Origin of the sequence: Bifidobacterium jacchi (assembly GCF_009078285.1) — a bacterium.
GTDB lineage: Bacteria > Actinomycetota > Actinomycetes > Actinomycetales > Bifidobacteriaceae > Bifidobacterium > Bifidobacterium jacchi.
The window spans coordinates 87,650-104,697 of record NZ_RQSP01000004.1 but is presented as its reverse complement, the minus strand read 5'-3'; the positions used below and the strand labels follow the sequence as shown (position 1 = coordinate 104,697).

Annotated in this window: 10 protein-coding genes; 3 read left to right on the top strand and 7 right to left on the bottom strand. The window is 64.5% G+C overall.

The features are described 5' to 3' along the window. Positions 1 to 49: 49 nt before the first annotated feature. On the bottom strand, positions 50 to 712 hold the full coding sequence (locus EHS19_RS02340; RefSeq protein ID WP_241677033.1) for a GNAT family N-acetyltransferase: 663 nt from the start codon (positions 710 to 712) through the stop codon (positions 50 to 52). Between the two features lie 310 nt (positions 713 to 1,022). Between EHS19_RS02340 and EHS19_RS02335 the strand changes: the two genes are divergently transcribed. The 3 genes from EHS19_RS02335 (at position 1,023) to EHS19_RS02325 (ending at position 3,577) form a co-directional block, all read left to right on the top strand. Further along, complete coding sequence (locus EHS19_RS02335; RefSeq protein WP_241677032.1) at positions 1,023 to 2,057, top strand: 5-formyltetrahydrofolate cyclo-ligase; 1,035 nt, start codon at positions 1,023 to 1,025, stop codon at positions 2,055 to 2,057. Between the two features lie 171 nt (positions 2,058 to 2,228). Further along, entirely contained in the window at positions 2,229 to 2,417 is a 189-nt protein-coding gene (locus tag EHS19_RS02330; protein WP_151916198.1) for an FmdB family zinc ribbon protein, read from the top strand. Positions 2,418 to 2,818: 401 nt separating this feature from the next. Then, positions 2,819 to 3,577, top strand: coding sequence for an SAF domain-containing protein (locus EHS19_RS02325; RefSeq protein WP_175578249.1), 759 nt, complete (start codon positions 2,819 to 2,821; stop codon positions 3,575 to 3,577). A gap of 211 nt (positions 3,578 to 3,788) precedes the next feature. On the opposite strand, the gene EHS19_RS02320 is transcribed toward EHS19_RS02325, so the two are convergent. The 6 genes from EHS19_RS02320 to EHS19_RS02285 form a co-directional block, all read right to left on the bottom strand. Further along, positions 3,789 to 4,025: a hypothetical protein gene (locus EHS19_RS02320; protein WP_151916196.1), complete on the bottom strand. Its 237-nt coding sequence runs from the start codon at positions 4,023 to 4,025 to the stop codon at positions 3,789 to 3,791. Next, positions 4,022 to 7,867, bottom strand: a complete 3,846-nt coding sequence (locus EHS19_RS10665) for a helicase (RefSeq protein WP_241677031.1) — start codon at positions 7,865 to 7,867, stop codon at positions 4,022 to 4,024. The genes EHS19_RS02320 and EHS19_RS10665 overlap by 4 nt, the downstream gene beginning before the upstream one ends. A gap of 6 nt (positions 7,868 to 7,873) precedes the next feature. Beyond that, positions 7,874 to 9,628 carry a variant leucine-rich repeat-containing protein gene (locus EHS19_RS11265; protein ID WP_241677030.1) on the bottom strand — a complete coding sequence of 585 codons (1,755 nt, stop codon included), beginning with the start codon at positions 9,626 to 9,628 and terminating at the stop codon, positions 7,874 to 7,876. Between the two features lie 302 nt (positions 9,629 to 9,930). After that, a complete protein-coding gene (gene rplL / locus EHS19_RS02300; RefSeq protein ID WP_151916195.1) occupies positions 9,931 to 10,314 on the bottom strand; it encodes a 50S ribosomal protein L7/L12 in 384 nt (127 codons plus the stop codon). Positions 10,315 to 10,416: 102 nt separating this feature from the next. Next, positions 10,417 to 10,938 (bottom strand): 50S ribosomal protein L10, encoded by a 522-nt coding sequence (gene rplJ, locus EHS19_RS02295; RefSeq protein WP_151916194.1) that lies wholly within the window; start codon positions 10,936 to 10,938, stop codon positions 10,417 to 10,419. A gap of 485 nt (positions 10,939 to 11,423) precedes the next feature. Next, positions 11,424 to 16,964: a glycoside hydrolase domain-containing protein gene (locus EHS19_RS02285; protein ID WP_151916193.1), complete on the bottom strand. Its 5,541-nt coding sequence runs from the start codon at positions 16,962 to 16,964 to the stop codon at positions 11,424 to 11,426. Positions 16,965 to 17,048 lie beyond the last annotated feature (84 nt).

Genomic DNA, 17,048 nt, shown 5'->3' with positions numbered 1-17,048 from the left:
GCGGGATGGCGTTGCGGCCGCGCGCTCGCCCGCGCGTCCATCCGCGCGATCAGGCTGCGCCGCGCATCAGTCTTGCGGCGAATCCCCGCGGCGCATCCCCGGCAAGCAGCGCGTACACGCGATGATCCCGCCATTCGCCGTTGACGTACATATACGCCCGACGCATGCCCTCGTATGCCGCGCCCACCTTCTCGGCGACGCGACGGGATCGATCGTTGACCGGCAGCATCGCGATCTCCAACCGGTGCAGACGCGGGCCGGAATCATCATGCATCGCCCAGTCGGCCAGCATCGCCACCGCAAGCGGCGCGAATCCATGCCCGGCACAGCGTTCATCCATCCAATAGCCGATGGTGCCGGTGCGCATCGACCCATAGCAGATCGCTCCCAGCGAAATCTGGCCGACGATTCGCATCCGATGCTCGATCACGAACGTCGCGCCACGACCAGCCTGTTCGTCGGCGCGCAGCCGCTGCATCCACTCGTTGTAGCTGATGCCCGGACCATGCATCGGGTCGCCCGACTCCCATGGTGACAGCCATTCATCATTGCGCCAGCGGACCTCACACCACTCCTCCTCGTCATCGGCGGCAAGCGGGCGCAGCATGATCGGCGCATCCGGCACGCCAACCGCGCGAATCACCGACGGCACGCGCAGCAGCGGCTGCGGATCGTGCCGGAACGCGGCTCGCAAATGGTGAAACACAGACACGCCACCATTGTGCCACCGATCATGCCAACGATCACACCGCCAGCCATTCGCCGCCCTTGGCCGCCGCCCATGCACCACGCACCGGCACCCACCCTTCGCCGCCGCGCGCCGGCACCGCGCCACATGGTGTAGGGAATTTCCCATGATGGTGGGAGCGTTGTCGGAGCAAATCGCAAAAACCGCGGAATTAAGCCATTCTTATTCCCTACATCATGGGGAGATCCCTGCATCACGGGGTATTCCCTGCATCATGCAATGAATAAGCATGCAATGAATAAGGGTGTGACGGCGTGGGTGTACAACAGCCGTTGTGACCACATCCGCGCCAAGCAGCATCAGCGACTACAACGGCAGCCATCGCAGCACTACCAACGCCGCAGCCACCGACGCAGCGACCAACGCCGCAGCCAATGACAACACAACCTACGGCAACGTATCCGCCGGCCTGCGGCCGTCACCGGTCGGCGACACCAGCGACATCGGCTACCTCAGCGACACCAGCGACGCGCGCGATGCCAGCAGGGCCACGGACCAAACCGGCGATGCGCGCGATGCCGACAAGGCCGCGCTGCGTCGCGCTGCGATCACGCGCCGACTGCGGATTTCCCGCGTGCAACGCGCCGAAGCGGGCATTGCTCTAGTCGCAGCGCTGCGCGACAGCGGACTGCTTGAGTCGCTGCGCCCCGGCGATACGGTTGCCGCCTACGTGTCGATGGGCAGCGAGATTCCGACCAGACCCCTGCTGGGTCTGCTGCTTGATACCGGGCTGCGCGTGTTGGTGCCGCGACTCGGCTCGGGTATGGAGGTCGGCTGGGGTGAGCTGACAGATGTTCGCGCGCTGCGACCGGTGGAAAGCGACACAGCGACAAGCGCGACGGCAGCTGCCGCTGTGGCAGCAATCACCGCTGCGGGAGGCACCGCAGCAGCAGACACGGCAGCAGCAGATGATTCGTGCAACGACAGTTCATGCCGCGCCGACGCGAACCAGCCTGACGCACGGCCGTCTGACGCACGATTGTCTGACGCACGCCAGCCCAAGGCACGTCGGAGGCACCGTCCCGACGAGCCGGATGCCGAGACGCTGGAACCGCAGGCGCTACGCGACGCGCGCCTCATTCTCGTTCCCGCGTTCGCGGTCGATCGTGACGGCACCAGACTCGGGCGGGGCGGCGGCTGGTATGACCGCGCGCTGATGCATCGCGCATCCGGTACGCCGATCGTGGCGATCTGCTGGCCGTGGGAATCCCCTCGGAATGCGACATCGGCGCTGCTGCCGAGGCGACCGCACGACGTGGCGGTCAGCGGCATGCTGACACCGACCGGCCTGACGTGGCTGCATTCATGAATTCCCGCGGATTCCACTTCGCGTATGCGCGCAATCTCGCTGTGCGCGCATTGCAACGCCGCTTATGCGCCATGTTCCGATTCGCCTATCGCGTAACGAAGCGCTGTCAGGGTGCCGACTAGGATATGACGGGTTGAGACTTTACGAATGATTCCCTGATATGGAGGACGTATGCCCACTTATCATTACCGCTGCAAGAACTGCGGCTACGATTTCACCGAACATCAGTCGTTTGACGATGCGCCCGTCACCGTCTGCCCGCAGTGCCACGAGGAGCAGGTGCGCAAGGTGTATTCGGCCGTTCCGATCGAATTCAAGGGCCACGGCTTCTACCGCACCGACGGTGCCAAGTCCAAGTAGCATCCAAGCAGACGTCCAAGCAGCATCCAAATAACGTCATATTCAGTGTCGGCATGAGTCGCCGGAATATGTGAGCCGCCGCAATAGGCGGCTCTTTTTTTGCCCGGATATCCACGTTGTGATCAGGAAACCGCATAGCGAGACAATTTGAGCGACGAATGTGGATAACTTTGAGGTTCCGTCCACAGCACCCTGATTGAGTTGCGCGGGCGCGCGGACTCGGTCATGATGCGACCATGAAGACCATAACGACTGTATGCGATCGATTGTTGCGTGGGCGACGATCGCAGCGGCAACAACCGCGCGGACAGCTGCGGCAGACGCGAATCCGGCGTGACGCGCTGCGACGGCTTGCCGTGGCGTGCTGCGCCGGAATGGCGGCGTTCTGCGTATTGCAGGCCGTGTCATCAATCATTCCCTCGCAACCGGTGGTGGTGGCGAACGTCGCCGTGGCGCGTGGCACGTCGCTACACGCATCGATGCTGACCGAGCGTATCGTGCCCGGCAACGATACGCTGAGAACGGCGATTCGTTCGCCCACCGACGCACTCGGCATGGTCGCGCAGGTTGACATCGCGGCCGGGGAACCACTGCTGGGATCGATGATTCGCGCGGCTCCGGTCGCGCCCGCCGGGCATGCGGTGGTCGATGTTCGCCCGGTGAGCAATGTGGACGATATCGTCGTCGGCGATCGGGTCGCATTGACGGCGGTCGATGGATGCGTCGGCGATGCCGGCGGCATGGATATTGGCAACGCGAACGGCAGTGCGGACGATGATGCAAACGATGATGCGAAAGGCGGCGCTGCAGGCGACGTTGCAAGCGACGCATTGGACGACTTGGGAGGTGGGGAAGCGCGCTCCGGGCTGGCGGCATCATGCCAGTTGAGCGGTGAAGCGCTGGTGATGCATGTGGACTATGGAAACGATGGCGACGAGAGCGCTGCCGATGGCAATGGCATCGGCTCGTCTCGTGGCGGTGACGTCGACGGAGGCGATGGCCGATTCGGACAGATGTCATCGGAGGGGACGGGCGCAATGCTGACGCTTGCCATGCCGCCTTCGGACGCCGGTCGTGTGCTCAGTGGCGGTAATGAGCGAGGCATTCTCGTGGTGGGCCTTGGGCGAGTAGTGCGGCATCGACTGGAGGAGACGCCGTGAGACTATTGGCCGTCATCTCTCCCCCAGTCGGCCTTGCCGACAGCCCCCTCATCAGAGGGGGCCAGAGACTGCCCGTTCACAAGCGGACGCGAAGGCCACCTCACTGGGCAGTGTTGAACACGGACCAATGAGGCTGAGCCGACAAACGAAAGCACAGCGTGCTTTCGTAGGCGAAGTGAGCGTCCGCCCACAAGCGGACGCGAAGGCCACCTCACTGGGCCGTATTGAATACGGCCCAGTGAGGTGGCAACTCCCCGAGGATGCGCGCATCGTCGTCGGCGTTGCGCTGGGCTTCGGTGCGCCGATCGCCCGGTTCGAGTTTGACGCCGTCCGCGTCGAACAGTTCCGTGCCGGGCAGGGTCACACGACGGTGCCGACGAGGCGTGCGGCGATGCGGGTCGTACGCGGGCGCCGAACCGTCCGTGTGCCTGTTCGTCTCCTCGCTCATGCCTGCTCTCCGTAGATCTCGCCGATGCGTTCGACGATGCGATCAACCTCCTTGTCGGGGTTGACGAAGGCGGCCACGCTCCACACGGTCATCACCGACCATCCGAGCGAGGCGAAATCCCGCATGAGAGTGCGATGACGTTCGCGCGTCGACTGCATGCCCATGAACTGCACGTCATCGGTCAGCACGGCCAGCGAGAAGGGCCGATCCTTGAGACCGACGACCATCGGAATACGGATGCCGCCATCGTAGCCGTAGTCGAGCGCCACCGCGAGGCCACGCGCACGCACGCGCTCGGCCAAGTCGTTGAACAGCACGTTCGAGCCATGCTCCGTAAACGCCGGCGCACCGGTTCCCACACCTGCGACACCGACACCAGCACCAGAACCGACACCGCCGGTCGCCCCCTCGGCTGCGCTCAACTGCTCGGCCCAATGCACCAGCAGCTTGAGCAGCTTCGGCCCGGCCTGATGAAGTCGGTCATCATCCATGTCCGCGGAACGGAACGCGCAGGTGATGTCCACGTCGCGATCGGCGAGCGCCAACGCGTCCAGCAGCAGGCCACGACCGGCATCGCCTTCGATTGCGCCGAACTGCTGGAGCAGACGGCCATGCGTCGTCTTGGCGTAGCAGAGCGCGAGAATCACGTCGGTCGCCCGTGCACCGGCGACCTGACCGATCGATACGATGCGCACATGCCGCAGGAAACGTCCCATCGCCTTGTCGCGAGATGCGAGCGCCTTCAGCTCGGCGCCCAGGCGGGTGCGGAACGAACCGGTGAGCGTGACCACCGTCAGCAGATAGCTGGCCGGAACGATCGTGAAGCCCTGCGCGCGTTCCATGATGAGCTGCACGACCTGTTCGATCTCCTGCTGGCTGCTTTCCACCAGTCCGGAGGCGATGACTGGCACGCCGCTCGCCTCGACCGGGTGGAACCGCACACGGCCTTCCACGGTGGCGACATCATGACGCATCCTGCCGTATCCGAGCGATTCGAGGAACGCGGTCAGGCGCGGCGAGCGACGCACCGGGCGCGGAACGACGCCAACCGATGGCAGCATGCCGATCAGCGCCGACAGTGACGGCGAGGTGACGGTGTTGCGATGGGCGATGACCACGACCTGACGAACGCGGGTGAGCACGGTCAGCAGTTCGATCGGCTGCATGTGCGAACCGGCGTCGATGATCGCCAGATCGGCGAGCGGCGTGGGATTCGTCAATGCCGCGAGCGTCGCCGGCGTGCCGACCATGACCGGTTTTGCCGCGGCGAGGATCTGCGGATGGTCGTGACGAATGCGGCTCAGCGGCACGCGTACGCCGCCGCCGGCAGCGCCCGCACCAGCACCCGCACCGGAGGCGGCACCCGTACCGGCACCGCCGGCAACACCACCGGCGGCACTCGCCAACGTGGTGTGTAGCTGGTTCGCCTCCTGCGTGCGAGCGAACAGCAGATCGCTCAGGCGACGCATCGACTCCTGCGCGACCATCGGTCCGATGGACCGCACATGCTCGATGTCGACCTGCGCGAAGCGGTCGGCGGCCGTCTGCATGACGGAACCGTCCTGATTGGAGATGATCGCCGACGAATGCACGATGTCGTCGAACACCGTGGTCCACCAGGCGAGTCGCAGCTCGTCGCCGACCGCCTCGACGGCGACGCGCCGCGTGTGCAGATCGTCCACAAGTTCGGACAGGCCGACCGTGGCGAACTCGTGTTCCAGTCGGCAGCGCTCGGGCAGTGTGTCCAGTGCGCGATGATCGTCGAACAGCGCCTTGAGCCGCTCTTCGATGGCGGCGAGATCCGTGGTCTCCAGGTCGGCGCCGCCCGGCGTGGTGGCAAGCACCGCGTCGAGTGCGACCATGCTGCTGGCAAGCGATTCCTGCGTTTCGATGATCTCGTCGAGTTTGGCGGGCAGCACCGGCCAGCCGCCGTGAGGCACGAATTCGCGCCACTGCTCGCCTTGCCGGGCGACCACCTTGAGCGCCTCGTGCAGGTTTTCGACCGGCGCGCCAACGCGCAGAAGACTCTTCGCCTCCTTGATGTGGCGACGCCGTTCCCACCAGCCCATCGAGGAGCCTTCGGCCTTGCGGTCGGATTTCGGCTTGGTCGCCTCGATCATCGCGGCGATGTCGCGCTCGAAGATCTGCGGCTGAAACACGTCGAGCACACGACGCAGGTTCTTGAGCACGGTGACCTGGCGTCCCCACTCCTGCGCGGTGGAGGGCACCGGAAAACCGCAGGTCTTGACGGTGTTCGTCACCTGTTCGCGCGTGGCGGGCAGCAGTTTCTCGAGCAGATCGACCACATGCTGGTAGGCGGCGATGGCCTCCTCCTCGGTCGTCAGCGACGCCTTGTACCACGCGGTGTCGTCGGGGCCGATCGTATATTCGCCCACCTTGCCGGCGCGCTGCAGCTTGGCGATCCAATCGTCGAGATGACCGCTGATCGAACGCGCCGCGTCAAGCGAAAGCCGCACGCGCGTCGCCGGATGCGTCGGCAGCACGGCGATGTTGGCGAGATTCTGGATGGTCTGATAGGCGGAGACGCCCCACTGTTCGTTCACGCCGTGCAGATCGCCCAGATACCGGGTAAGCCGCGAGCGCACGCCCACCAGCTCGTCGGCGAGCTGATCGTATCGTTCGCTGGCCACGCCGGGGCGGAATCCCACGGCGGTGATCAGCTGACGGTCGATATCGGCGTTCGTCCGCTCGTCGGCGATGTCAAGGATCTGCGAGCGCATCTCGCCGGCGGCCATCGCCTGCACGAACCGACGCTTCTGGTCGGCCACGCACGGCACATACAGCACGGAACGCCCTTTGAACACGCAGCGCGACGCGATTGCGGCCGCATATTCGGCGGTGTCGCGCCCGACTTCGGCGTCCATGAACACGCTGGCGCCGGATGCGGCCATCTTCGCCGCGTATCGTACCGCGTTGCTCACGTCGCCGATTTCGTATTCGGTGTGCGGATCGGCGTCGAACGGGCTGTATTCCGGCATGACCGGGTTCGCGAGCGTCTCGGCGGCCTTGGCATCCCCCGCGAGCGCGTCAAGCAGCGTGTTGCCGCTCGGTCCCAACGCCAGGCGATCGATGATGCGCTGGCTTTCGGCGAGCATCAGCGAGGCGGGGTCCACGAAACAGCCGAGCACGATCTGCCGTTCAATGGAGAAGTCGGGGAAGACGCGTGTCGCCTGACCGCTGATCGCCGCGAACACGGCGGCGGTTTCCGGCGTGCCGCTCTCATAGTTGGAACCGTCGAACAGGCGATCCTCATCCAGAAGCACGCCCTGCTCGCGCATGGCCGACACGAACGCCGAGTTGAGCTGCACATGCCCGGTGAAGCGGATGGTGATCTTCGCCTCCGGCTCGTTCGCGCCGCGCGTCACTTCGACCGGGTACAGCAATACCGGCACCTGGTTGCCGTTCCAGCCGGCCACGCCCACGATGAGGGAGAGCTCAGGCACGCCGCTGACGCGCATCTTCGCATTGCGATCGTCAAGCACGCGTTCCACACGGCGGCCGGCGGCGCGCAGCATGCCGTTGTCGCGGAACAGCGCCTCCAGCGAGGCGTGTCCGCTGGCGAACAGCTGCGCGATTCCGGACGGATGCGCATGGGTCAAGTCGAGCCGGGCGGACAGTTGGCTGATGTCCTCCAGCGGCGACGGCGCCAGCCCGCTGCGGTACTGCTCGCGCCATGCGCGAAGCGCCGCCAGGGCATGCTGCCGAGATGCCGTCGGCACGTCGGCCGAGGCGGCAGCCGACGTGGCAGCCGATGCAGCCGAGGCCGCGTTTGCGCCGGTCTCAGTCACGCCGGTCGCGTCATTGCGGGTGTTGTCACTCATCGATGCTCACTTCCCTACCGCTTTACGGTAATCCTGATATCCTGCGTTGGATTCCAGCGCCTTGTCAATGTCCGCGTTGCCCAGCGCCGCCAGCCATTCGTAGAGTTCATCGTACAGCGACGGGTTCATGGCGATGAACGGCAGCAGCTCGGGATGACGGGCCATGTCGCACTGCAGCTTGTAGTCCTCCGTCCGCTTCGCCTCATCGGAGGTCATGCCGTCGACTTCGATGGTCGGCTCAGGGCGCTTGAACTGTCCTTTTGAGATACGGTCGAATATTGATCCCGGCTCGAATGCCGGCGTATAGACGCCGGTCTGATCGCTTTCGTTGTCTTCGTCGTCGGCCGCGTCGGCATCGGCGTCGCTCGCCGCGCCGGCCGGCCGCGCATAGCGCAGATGCTCCTGCGGAATCTCATTGGATGCGGACGCGGCGGCAGCTGCACCGGTATCCGTCGGCACTGCTTCATTCGGTGCTGTTGCATTCGGTGCTGCGGCAGTCGGCGCATTGTCATTCGACGCAGTATCGATCGACGCTTCATCGGTCGGTGCTGCACCATTCGATTTGTTTTCGGCTAGGGCGGCACCATCGATCGCAGCCGACTCCACGACCGCAGTCGGCTGCGGCTGATGCGCCGCAACTGGCTGAGGCTGCTCGGCGGAAGGCAGGGCCGGTGTCGCGGCCGGCTGCTGCGCGATGTGCCGATGCGGACCGGCCAATGCGGATATCGGCACCACAGCACCGATCGGGGACGGCTGCGTCGCCTGGATGCCGTGATTCGGATTGCCGAGCGGCGCATCCGACGGAGATACGGCACCGATCGGTGCGCCCGCATTCGACACCGGGTACTCCGACTGCGGAGAGCCGATCAAGTCGGATGATCCCATCGAGTCGGGCGCGGACGGCTGCTGCGAGGCATCCTGACCGGTCGTCTGACGGCTGGCAAGCGCGTCGACGAAGAGATTGCGCGGCTTCGGATCGCCGGTCGGCAGCACGTTGATCGGCACGGAAACGGTGTCCTGATCGTGGCCATCGCTCGTGCGCGCAACGCCGCTGGCGTCCGACGAGACCGACGCCGGCATCGTCGCCAATGGGGATGCGACAGACGATGCAGATGCGAACGCAGCCATGCCCGCCGACGGCACACCGTCTGACGGCGAACCACCGGACGCGGGATTGAACGCCGCCGGCCGGAACGACGTCTGCTCGGCGGCGCGCAACTGCCCGGCGCGTTTGACGACCGTGTCGGCATTGAACATGCTGGTCGGCTCGCCGGCGCGCAGATCGAGGATGTCATCGACCGACATATCGGCGATGTCCGGCTCGGGCTTGACATCGGAGAGCGCATAGTCGAACAGGTCGGGCACCGAGGGGACCTCGTAGGCCGGGCGCGGTGCCTCAACGCGCAGAAAATCAATGGGAACGTCACCCAGTTGAATGCGCATGGCCGTTGACGGCAGCTCGAAATCAACGTCCGGCGGAATGCGCATCAGCGCGCCGTCGTCACGGACGACGTACGAGCCGTTGGTGGAGTGCAGGTCACGGATCGTGGCCGTGCCGTTCGCCGTCACGGTGAACAATGCGTGCCGTTTGGACACGGATTTGGTCGGATCGGCGAACTCCATGCGCCTCACGCCGTCGTCCGCCAACGGGCGCAACGGCTTACGCCCGATCTCAACGCCATCGCCGGGACGTACGCTGACCTGGTCGCCGCCTGCGACCTTGACGAGCCACTGCTGCGTTACCTGCTGACGTTCACTCACCGTGACGGCCTTCCTTCCCGGAGATCTCAATCACAAGATCATCCCAACACACTATCAACCATTGTGACACGCCCCGCCGCAACATGCGGATGAAACGGGATAATCCCCATTATTCTCCCATAGTGGGCCGTTCGTCGGCATCCGGTGGCGCGCAATGCAGCGCCTTGGCAAAGCTCAGTGGAGGGACAATCGTTGAAAACACTCGCTGAAAAACAAACAGACCCGCCGGCGCGATCATGCGCACTCGGCGGGTCTGGATTGATCGAAAGCGATCAGGCAATGAGCGGCTCAAGCCGCGATCATTACTTGAGCTCGACGGTGGCGCCAGCCTCTTCGAGCTGAGCCTTGGCCTTCTCGGCGTCTTCCTTCTTGGCCTTCTCGAGGATGGTGGACGGAGCCTTGTCAACCATAGCCTTGGCGTCGGCGAGGCCGGCGTTGGTGATGGCCTTGACAGCCTTGATGACGGCGATCTTCTTGTCGCCAACGGCGGAGAGGACGACGTCGAACTCGGTCTTCTCCTCCTCCTCAGCGGCAGCGCCGGCGGCCGGAGCGGCGGCAACGGCGGCGACCGGGGCGGCGGCCTCGACGTCGAACTTCTCCTCGAAGGCCTTGACGAACTCGGAGAGCTCGACGAGGGTCATTTCACCGAAAGCTTCCAGCAGCTCTTCGTTGGTGTACTTAGCCATGATGGCTTCCTTTCAAATCTGACGGCGACCTGCGTGAGCCTGCCGGCCGTCGCAATGTTCTGTTTGTTCCGAATGTTGATCATGCGGCGAGCCGCATGGGGATCAAGCTGCCTTTTCCTGCTTCTCGCGCAGCGCGTCGATCGTGCGCACGGCCTTGGTCGGCACAGCGACGAACAGGTACGCGGCCTTGGCGGTCGTGGCCTTGAGGTCGCCGGCGAACTTGGCGAGCAGCTGCGGACGAGACATCATGTCCGCCAGCTTGGTTGCACCCTCGCCGTCGTAGACGGTGCCATCGGCATAGCCGCCCGAGATAACGAGAGCCTTGTTGGTCTTGGCGAAGTCACGCAGCGTCTTCGCAGCCTCAATGAAGTCGCCCTTCACGAAGGTGATGGCGGTCGGGCCCTTGAGAAGGTCGTCAAGACCCTCGATGCCCGCTTCCTTGGCGGCGATGCGCGCCAGCGTGTTCTTAGCCACAGTGTAGGAAGTATCGCGGCCTAGCTTTTCACGCAGTTCGGAAACCTGCGGAACGGTAAGCCCGCGGTACTCGGTCAGGTAGACGGCATCGGCGTTACGGAACTGCTCCGTAAGCTGAGCGACCACCGCTTCCTTTTCGGGCCTCTTCATGGCGTTCCTTCCTAGATCGGCCATTGATCTTGCTCGGCTTGGAACGCCCGCCTGCGTTTTTCGCGAGGCAATAAAAAAGCCTCACGCACAGGTGAGGCAACACTCGGCCGCGCACAGCGGCAACCCGCGAACGGGCGACTATCTCTCAACCTGCGCTGGCTTGGCGAACCAAACTTCGGAACTGCGCTTGCACGCACTTCAACCAACGGTCTGTGGTTTACAAGATTGGAAATATACGCGCCGGTCAGGACGCGCGCAATCTCGGCGTGTCGAATGGCATGACTGCCGCTCACGCGGCGCGAACGCTTGTGGTGACCGAACCTGCGTCACATGAACAAACCTGCGTCACTTCGCCAAACACAGTCGCATAGCCGCACACAGTCTCATAGCCGAACTCAGTCACATGGACGCACCGCAACCGATTCGACCCTCCCCGACATAGCGCCAAGGGAGGGCCGAATCAGTCCGTCAGGTCGGTATCAGCGTCAGCGACGACGCGCGCGGGCGAATGCGACGCCACCGGCGGCGGCGAGCATCATCGCGGCCAGCAGCGCAACCGCGGACACCGAGGCACCGGTATCCGACAGATCGCCGCCGTTGCCGGGCTTCTTGCCGATGTCGCCGGTACCGCCGTTCTGCCCGTTTTCGCCGTTGCCGGCCGGGACGAGATCGTCGATCGTCTTGCGCAGCTTCGCCGCGGCAAGATCGACCTGCGCCTGCGTGGCGTTCGCATCAGCGGCGACCGCACGAGCCGCGTCGAGCGCGCTCCTGAGCGCGGCCACCGACTTGGCGGTGTAGCGGCTCGCATCGACGCCGGCGCCCTGCTTGATCAGCGCGTTCAGCGCGGTCCTGTCGACCTTCTTGTCGGGATTGCTCGGGTTGTTCGGGTTGTCGCCGCTACCGGGGTTATCCGGATCGGTGCCGCCACCGGGCTTGTCCGGATCGGTGCCGCCACCGGGCTTGTCCGGGTCGGTCGGACCGGGCTTGTCGGGATCGGTGCCGCCGGCCGGCTTGAGTCCGCCAACCGCCGCATCTATCGCATCGACCATCGCATCGACCTGCACCTGCTGCAGCGCACGCGGATTCGCGGCAAGCGCCGACTTCGCCTCGGCAAGCGCGTCGGCAAGCGCCTTCCACGAGTCGGCCGTGTAGTCGGCCTGCTTGTAGCCCGCACCCTCAACCTCGGCGACCTTCTTCTCCAGCTTGGAGTAGTCGACCAGACCTTCAAGGTTCTCGATGTCGGCGAGCTTGAACTTCGCCTGCTTGATGTAGCAGCGGTCGGTGGTCACGCCGCCCTTCCACGACTGCGAGAACTCCTTGTCCCAGTGGCCGTACGAGTCCATGATGATCGTGCCGTCGGCCAGCGTGACGATGCCCGCATAGCCGGTGTCGCCGGACTTGGCGTTGTTCGCCCAGTCCTCGGCCAGCAGCACCCGGTACTCGCCGTCCTCCTGGTTGATCAGCTGGTCGTAGGTGCCGACCCACATCACCCAGTCGCCGGCGTTCCAGTCGCTGTTGCCGTCGAACTGGTTGTTGCCGTTGAGATCGTAGTTGATCTCGCGGAACGTGATGATCAGGCGGCCGGAGATCGGGTCGTAGACGGCCTTGTGGCGTTCGCCGGCGAGCGAGCCGGGCAGGTCCATCGGCTTGGACCAGGTCTCGCCCTCGTCGTCGGAGTAGATCAGCGTGGCCGGGTTGTTGTGCGACTGGCTGCGGGCGAGGCCGATGATGCGCTTGCCGTCGGGCGAGCGGAACATGCCGATCTCGCACATCTGGTAGCCGAGCTCGATCGAACGGTACTGCTCAAGGTACTTGACCGGCTCGCTCCACTGCTCGTTGCCGTCCTTGTCGAACGTCAGGTACGTCTTCCAGTTCACGTAGTCGTAGTCGTGGTAGACGCCGAGCCACTTGTCGATGTAGTTGCCGTCCTTGTCCTTGAGCTGCACGAGGCTGGCCATGCCGACGATCGCCTTGTTGGGCGTGCCGTTGGCGTGGTTGGTGTACCAGTGCTTGTATTCGGTCCACGTCTCGCCGTTGTCGTCGGAGTACGACGTGTTCCAGCCGGTGGTGCCGTCACCGTGGCCGTCGGTCCAGCCGGGGCACGAGGTGATGAGCATGATGCGCTCGGTGCCGTTGGCCAGCTTGAGCACGTACATGGTCGGCGTCTCCTGCGACTTCGCCCACGATGCGGGGATGTCGGTCTTGCGGGTCCACGTCGCACCCTCGTCGTCGCTGATCTTCATGATCAGCGGGCCCTTGCCGTGTCCTTCGGGGAACGCGGTGATCAGGCGGCCGGTGGAGGTGCGCACCATGTCGGGCTGGCCAAAGTACTGGCTGCTCGTATCCTCCGACTTGTGCACGTCGGAAAGGTACTTGGCGGGCAGCTGATACTGCTTCAGCGTGTTCTTGATGGTGAGCTTGCGGGTCACGTTGACGTTCACCTTGGCGGTGTAGCCGCCGCCGGTGACGGTGATCGTCGTGGTGCCGCGCTTGACGCCCTTGACCACGCCGTCCTGATCGACGGTGGCGATCTTCGGATCGACGGAGGTGAACGTCACGTCCTCGCTGCTGCCGTCCTTGGGATCGACCAGTGTGACGCCGAGGATCTGCGATTCGCCGACGTACACGTCGACGCTGGCCGGATCGAGGTTGAGGCCGGGCAGCAGGGTGCTCGCCTTGACTTCGTCGGCGGTCAGGGTGCGGTTGTAGATCTTGACCTCGTCGATCAGACCGGTGAAGCCGGTGCCGCCGATCACGTCGGCCGGGGCGGGGATGTCCTTGTTCTTGGTCCACGCGTTCGCATCGACCTTGACGCCGTTGACGTACATGGTCAGGCCGGTGGACTTCTGCTGGGTCCAGGTGATGTAGTACCAGGTGTCCGGCTTGAAGTCGTATCGGAATGTGAGCACATCGCCGGCGTTGGTGCCGACGTGGAATCCGGACTGCCTGTCGGCAGCCATCTTCAGATCACCCGAGTACTTCTTCTCGGAATCCATCGTCACCGACACCCGGTCGGCGATCTTGTCGGCGCGCACCCAGTAGCCGACCGACCAGTCGGTCTTCAGCCCGGAAGCGCCCGTGAACGTCACGCCCTTGCCGTCGGTCACCTTGAGCGCCTTGCCGGACTTGCCGTCCGCGTAGCTGGCAGCCGCGTCGGCGGTGCCGTTGCGCGTTCCCCACGAATCGTTCGCGTTGGAGTCGTCGAACGAGTAGTAGTGCACGCCCTGCGCAACCGTGGCGGGGGCGACCTTGATCGCGAACGTCGCCTTCTTGGTCGGGTCGGCCTTGGAGGTGGCGGTGATCGTCGTCGAACCGGCGCGCAGCGCGCTCACCACGCCCGTGGTGGACACGGTGGCGACGGTGGTGCGCGACGAGCTCCACGACACGGCGGTGTTGAGCAGGTTGCTCGGCGCGAGCGTGGCGGTCAGCTGCTGCGTGGAGCCGAGCGTCATCGTCGCCTCACCGGTGATGGTGACCGACTCGACCTTGTTCGTGCCGTTGGCCTTGAGCTCAAGATACTTGCGGGTGAGCGCGGTCAGATCGTTGCGGAACGAGCGCATCTCGCCGGACAGCTGCGTCACCTGATCGGCGGTGAGGTAGGCGCGCTGAATCTTCGGCGTGGTGGCGATCTTCGCGTACATCGCGTCCACGTCCGCCTGCAGCGAGGGGATCTCGGCGAGCATCAGCTTGATCTTGTTGACGTCGCGCACGCCCTCGCCCATGCGCTCCAGACGCACCGACGACTTGGATACGCGATCGGCGCCCGCGGCGTTCTTTTCGGCGGGGTAGATCAGGAACGGGTCGCCCGGCTCGAACGCGTTGTGGGTGGCGTCGTTGAGCGGGTCGGCGACCCACGCGTCGTACGCCCAGCGCAGGAATCCGGCGGTTTCGTGGCCGGCGTTGATCACCGACCAGTAGCTTTCCACCGGAGCGGACAGCGAGAAGTTGCCCGGCTCGTGCTCGGTGCACGAGTAGAGCGTGGTGCGGTAGCCCTTCTCGGCGCGGTCGGCGACGAGCTTGCTGAACGTGGCCGGATCGGCGGCGGCTGCGGTGTCGCCGACGTTGAGGTCGGTGACGCGCATCGCCAGATCATGCTTGTCCTTGAAATGATCCATCGCGCCGGCGGTCTTGAGTGATTCGCCGTGGATGTTCTTGATCGAGTCGATCAGATCGAAGGCGTCCTTGCTGAAGCCGCGCTCGTCGATGCCGATGTACGACTCGTCGAACCAGCCCTTGTCCATCAGGTGACCGACCAGCTGGCTGATGAAGTCGGTCCACACGCTCTTCCAGCGGTCGGAGCCGACCTTGTACGCTTCCTTGACCAGCTTGCCGGATTCGTCGTAGTAGGTGAACGAGTTGTGCCACGGCGCGATCGAGTAGATGACGATCTTGTCGCCGATGCCCAGATCCTTGTTGAACTGCACCCACTTGTCGAAATCGGTGAAATCGTAGGTGAAGCCGTCGCCCTTCTTCGTCCACTTGACCATCGACGGGTAGTGGACCGCGTTCTTGCTGTAGGTCTGGCCGTTCCACGCGTCCTCGGAGATGGTCGTGGTGATGGCGTGGCCGCCCACCGACTTGTACAGCTCCATGTTGGACTTGAGGATGTCGAGATGCTCCTTCGAGAACGGCGTGACGTTGTAGTACTCGGCGGAGGTGTACGGGTACTGCCACAGCTCGATGTCGAAGTTCTTCTCGTACTGGCTGGCGTCAGGCAGATCGGCGGCGAGCACCTCGATGCTGTAGTTGAACACGAGCGGGGTCGTAACGCCGTCCGCGGTGGCGGTCAGCGTGCCGTGGTACGTCCCTGCGGGCGTGTTCTTCGGCACCGAGAACGACACCCACACGTTCTGCACCTTGTCGGCCTCGACGGTGATCGGGGTGGTCTGGTAGAGGATGTCGTTGCTTTCCTTGCGGTTATCGGCGGTTGCCGGCGGAACCGCGCGGGTCGGGTCGCCGTAGCCGAGGTAGTTGCCGCTGTACGCCTTGGTGGACTTGATGAACGTGGCCGTCACGTTGCTGGCGGCAATGCTGTTCTTGCCGTCTGCTGTCTTGAGTTCGCCGGCGGTCACCTTGAGATTGGTGAGCTTGGTGCCGGACGCGGCGAGCGCGAGCTCGCTGTTGACCTTGTCGTTGCGCCATGCGACGAGCGACTTGTTCGTGGCCGTCAGCGCCTTGACCTCGGCGAGCCGGTCCTGCGTGTACTGGGTGTCCGGTTCGACGATGCCGCCGCGCAGCGTGATCGCCTCGGTGGTGACGGTCACGTTGACCGTCTTCGAGAAGTTCTGCGTGGTCGAGGCGATCGTGATGGTGGTCGTGCCGGCGGCGACCGCGGTCACCGTGCCGTCGTGGCTGACGGTGGCGACACCGGTGTTCGCGCTGGTGTACGTCATGTCCTCAAGCGAGGCGTAGTCGGGGGTGGCGGAGACGGCGAGCGCCGCCTTGTCGCCGGCCTGCAGGCGCAGCGCGTCGGTTTCGGCGGTGACGGTGCCCTTGTAGGGCGCATGGTAGACGATCACCTTCGCGCAGTCGATGCCGCTGTTGCTGGCCGCATCGTCCTTGGTGCCGGTGGCGACCGCCTTGAGCGTGTGCTCGCCCTCCGTAAGACCGTGGAACGAAGCGATCCACGTCGAATCGATGTTGCTGGGGTTGTACAGGCTGTAGTCGCCCATGTCCTTGCCGTCGATCAGATACTTCACCTTGCCCATCGGACGGTTCTTGCCGGCGAACACGTCGATGCCGGTGCCGACGAAATCGACCTCGTACCAGATGCTCGACGCGGGAAGGCTTGCGCTCGGCGTCTTGGACCAGGTGTGGTTCGCGTTGCCGGTCTCCCATGCGCCGGATGCGAACGTGAAGCGGTTCGAGTCGCCGCTGGTCTTCTTGTGCGAGATGGTCGTCGCGCGCACGTCGGCGCCGGTGATCGCCTTGCCGATCTGCTCGGCGACGAACTGGTAGCCGCGATCGGTGAAGTGCACGCCGTCGGCATTGTAGAGATCCTGCCGATTCGCGGTGGCGGTGTACATGTCGATCGACTTCCAGCCGGTGTTCTGCTGGAGCAGCTTCTGCTGGGCGGGGTGGAGACGATCATTGATCGTGGATGTGGAGAT

What these genes read in the sequence shown, in the direction of transcription:
- EHS19_RS02330 (WP_151916198.1), top strand. Translation starts at nt 2,229, where the DNA reads ATGCCCACTTATCATTACCGCTGCAAGAACTGCGGCTACGATTTCACC.
- EHS19_RS02320 (WP_151916196.1), bottom strand. Translation starts at nt 4,025, where the DNA reads ATGAGCGAGGAGACGAACAGGCACACGGACGGTTCGGCGCCCGCGTAC.
- EHS19_RS10665 (WP_241677031.1), bottom strand. Translation starts at nt 7,867, where the DNA reads ATGAGTGACAACACCCGCAATGACGCGACCGGCGTGACTGAGACCGGC.
- rplL (WP_151916195.1), bottom strand. Translation starts at nt 10,314, where the DNA reads ATGGCTAAGTACACCAACGAAGAGCTGCTGGAAGCTTTCGGTGAAATG.
- rplJ (WP_151916194.1), bottom strand. Translation starts at nt 10,938, where the DNA reads ATGAAGAGGCCCGAAAAGGAAGCGGTGGTCGCTCAGCTTACGGAGCAG.
- EHS19_RS02285 (WP_151916193.1), bottom strand. Translation starts at nt 16,964, where the DNA reads ATGTACACCGCCACCGCGAATCGGCAGGATCTCTACAATGCCGACGGC.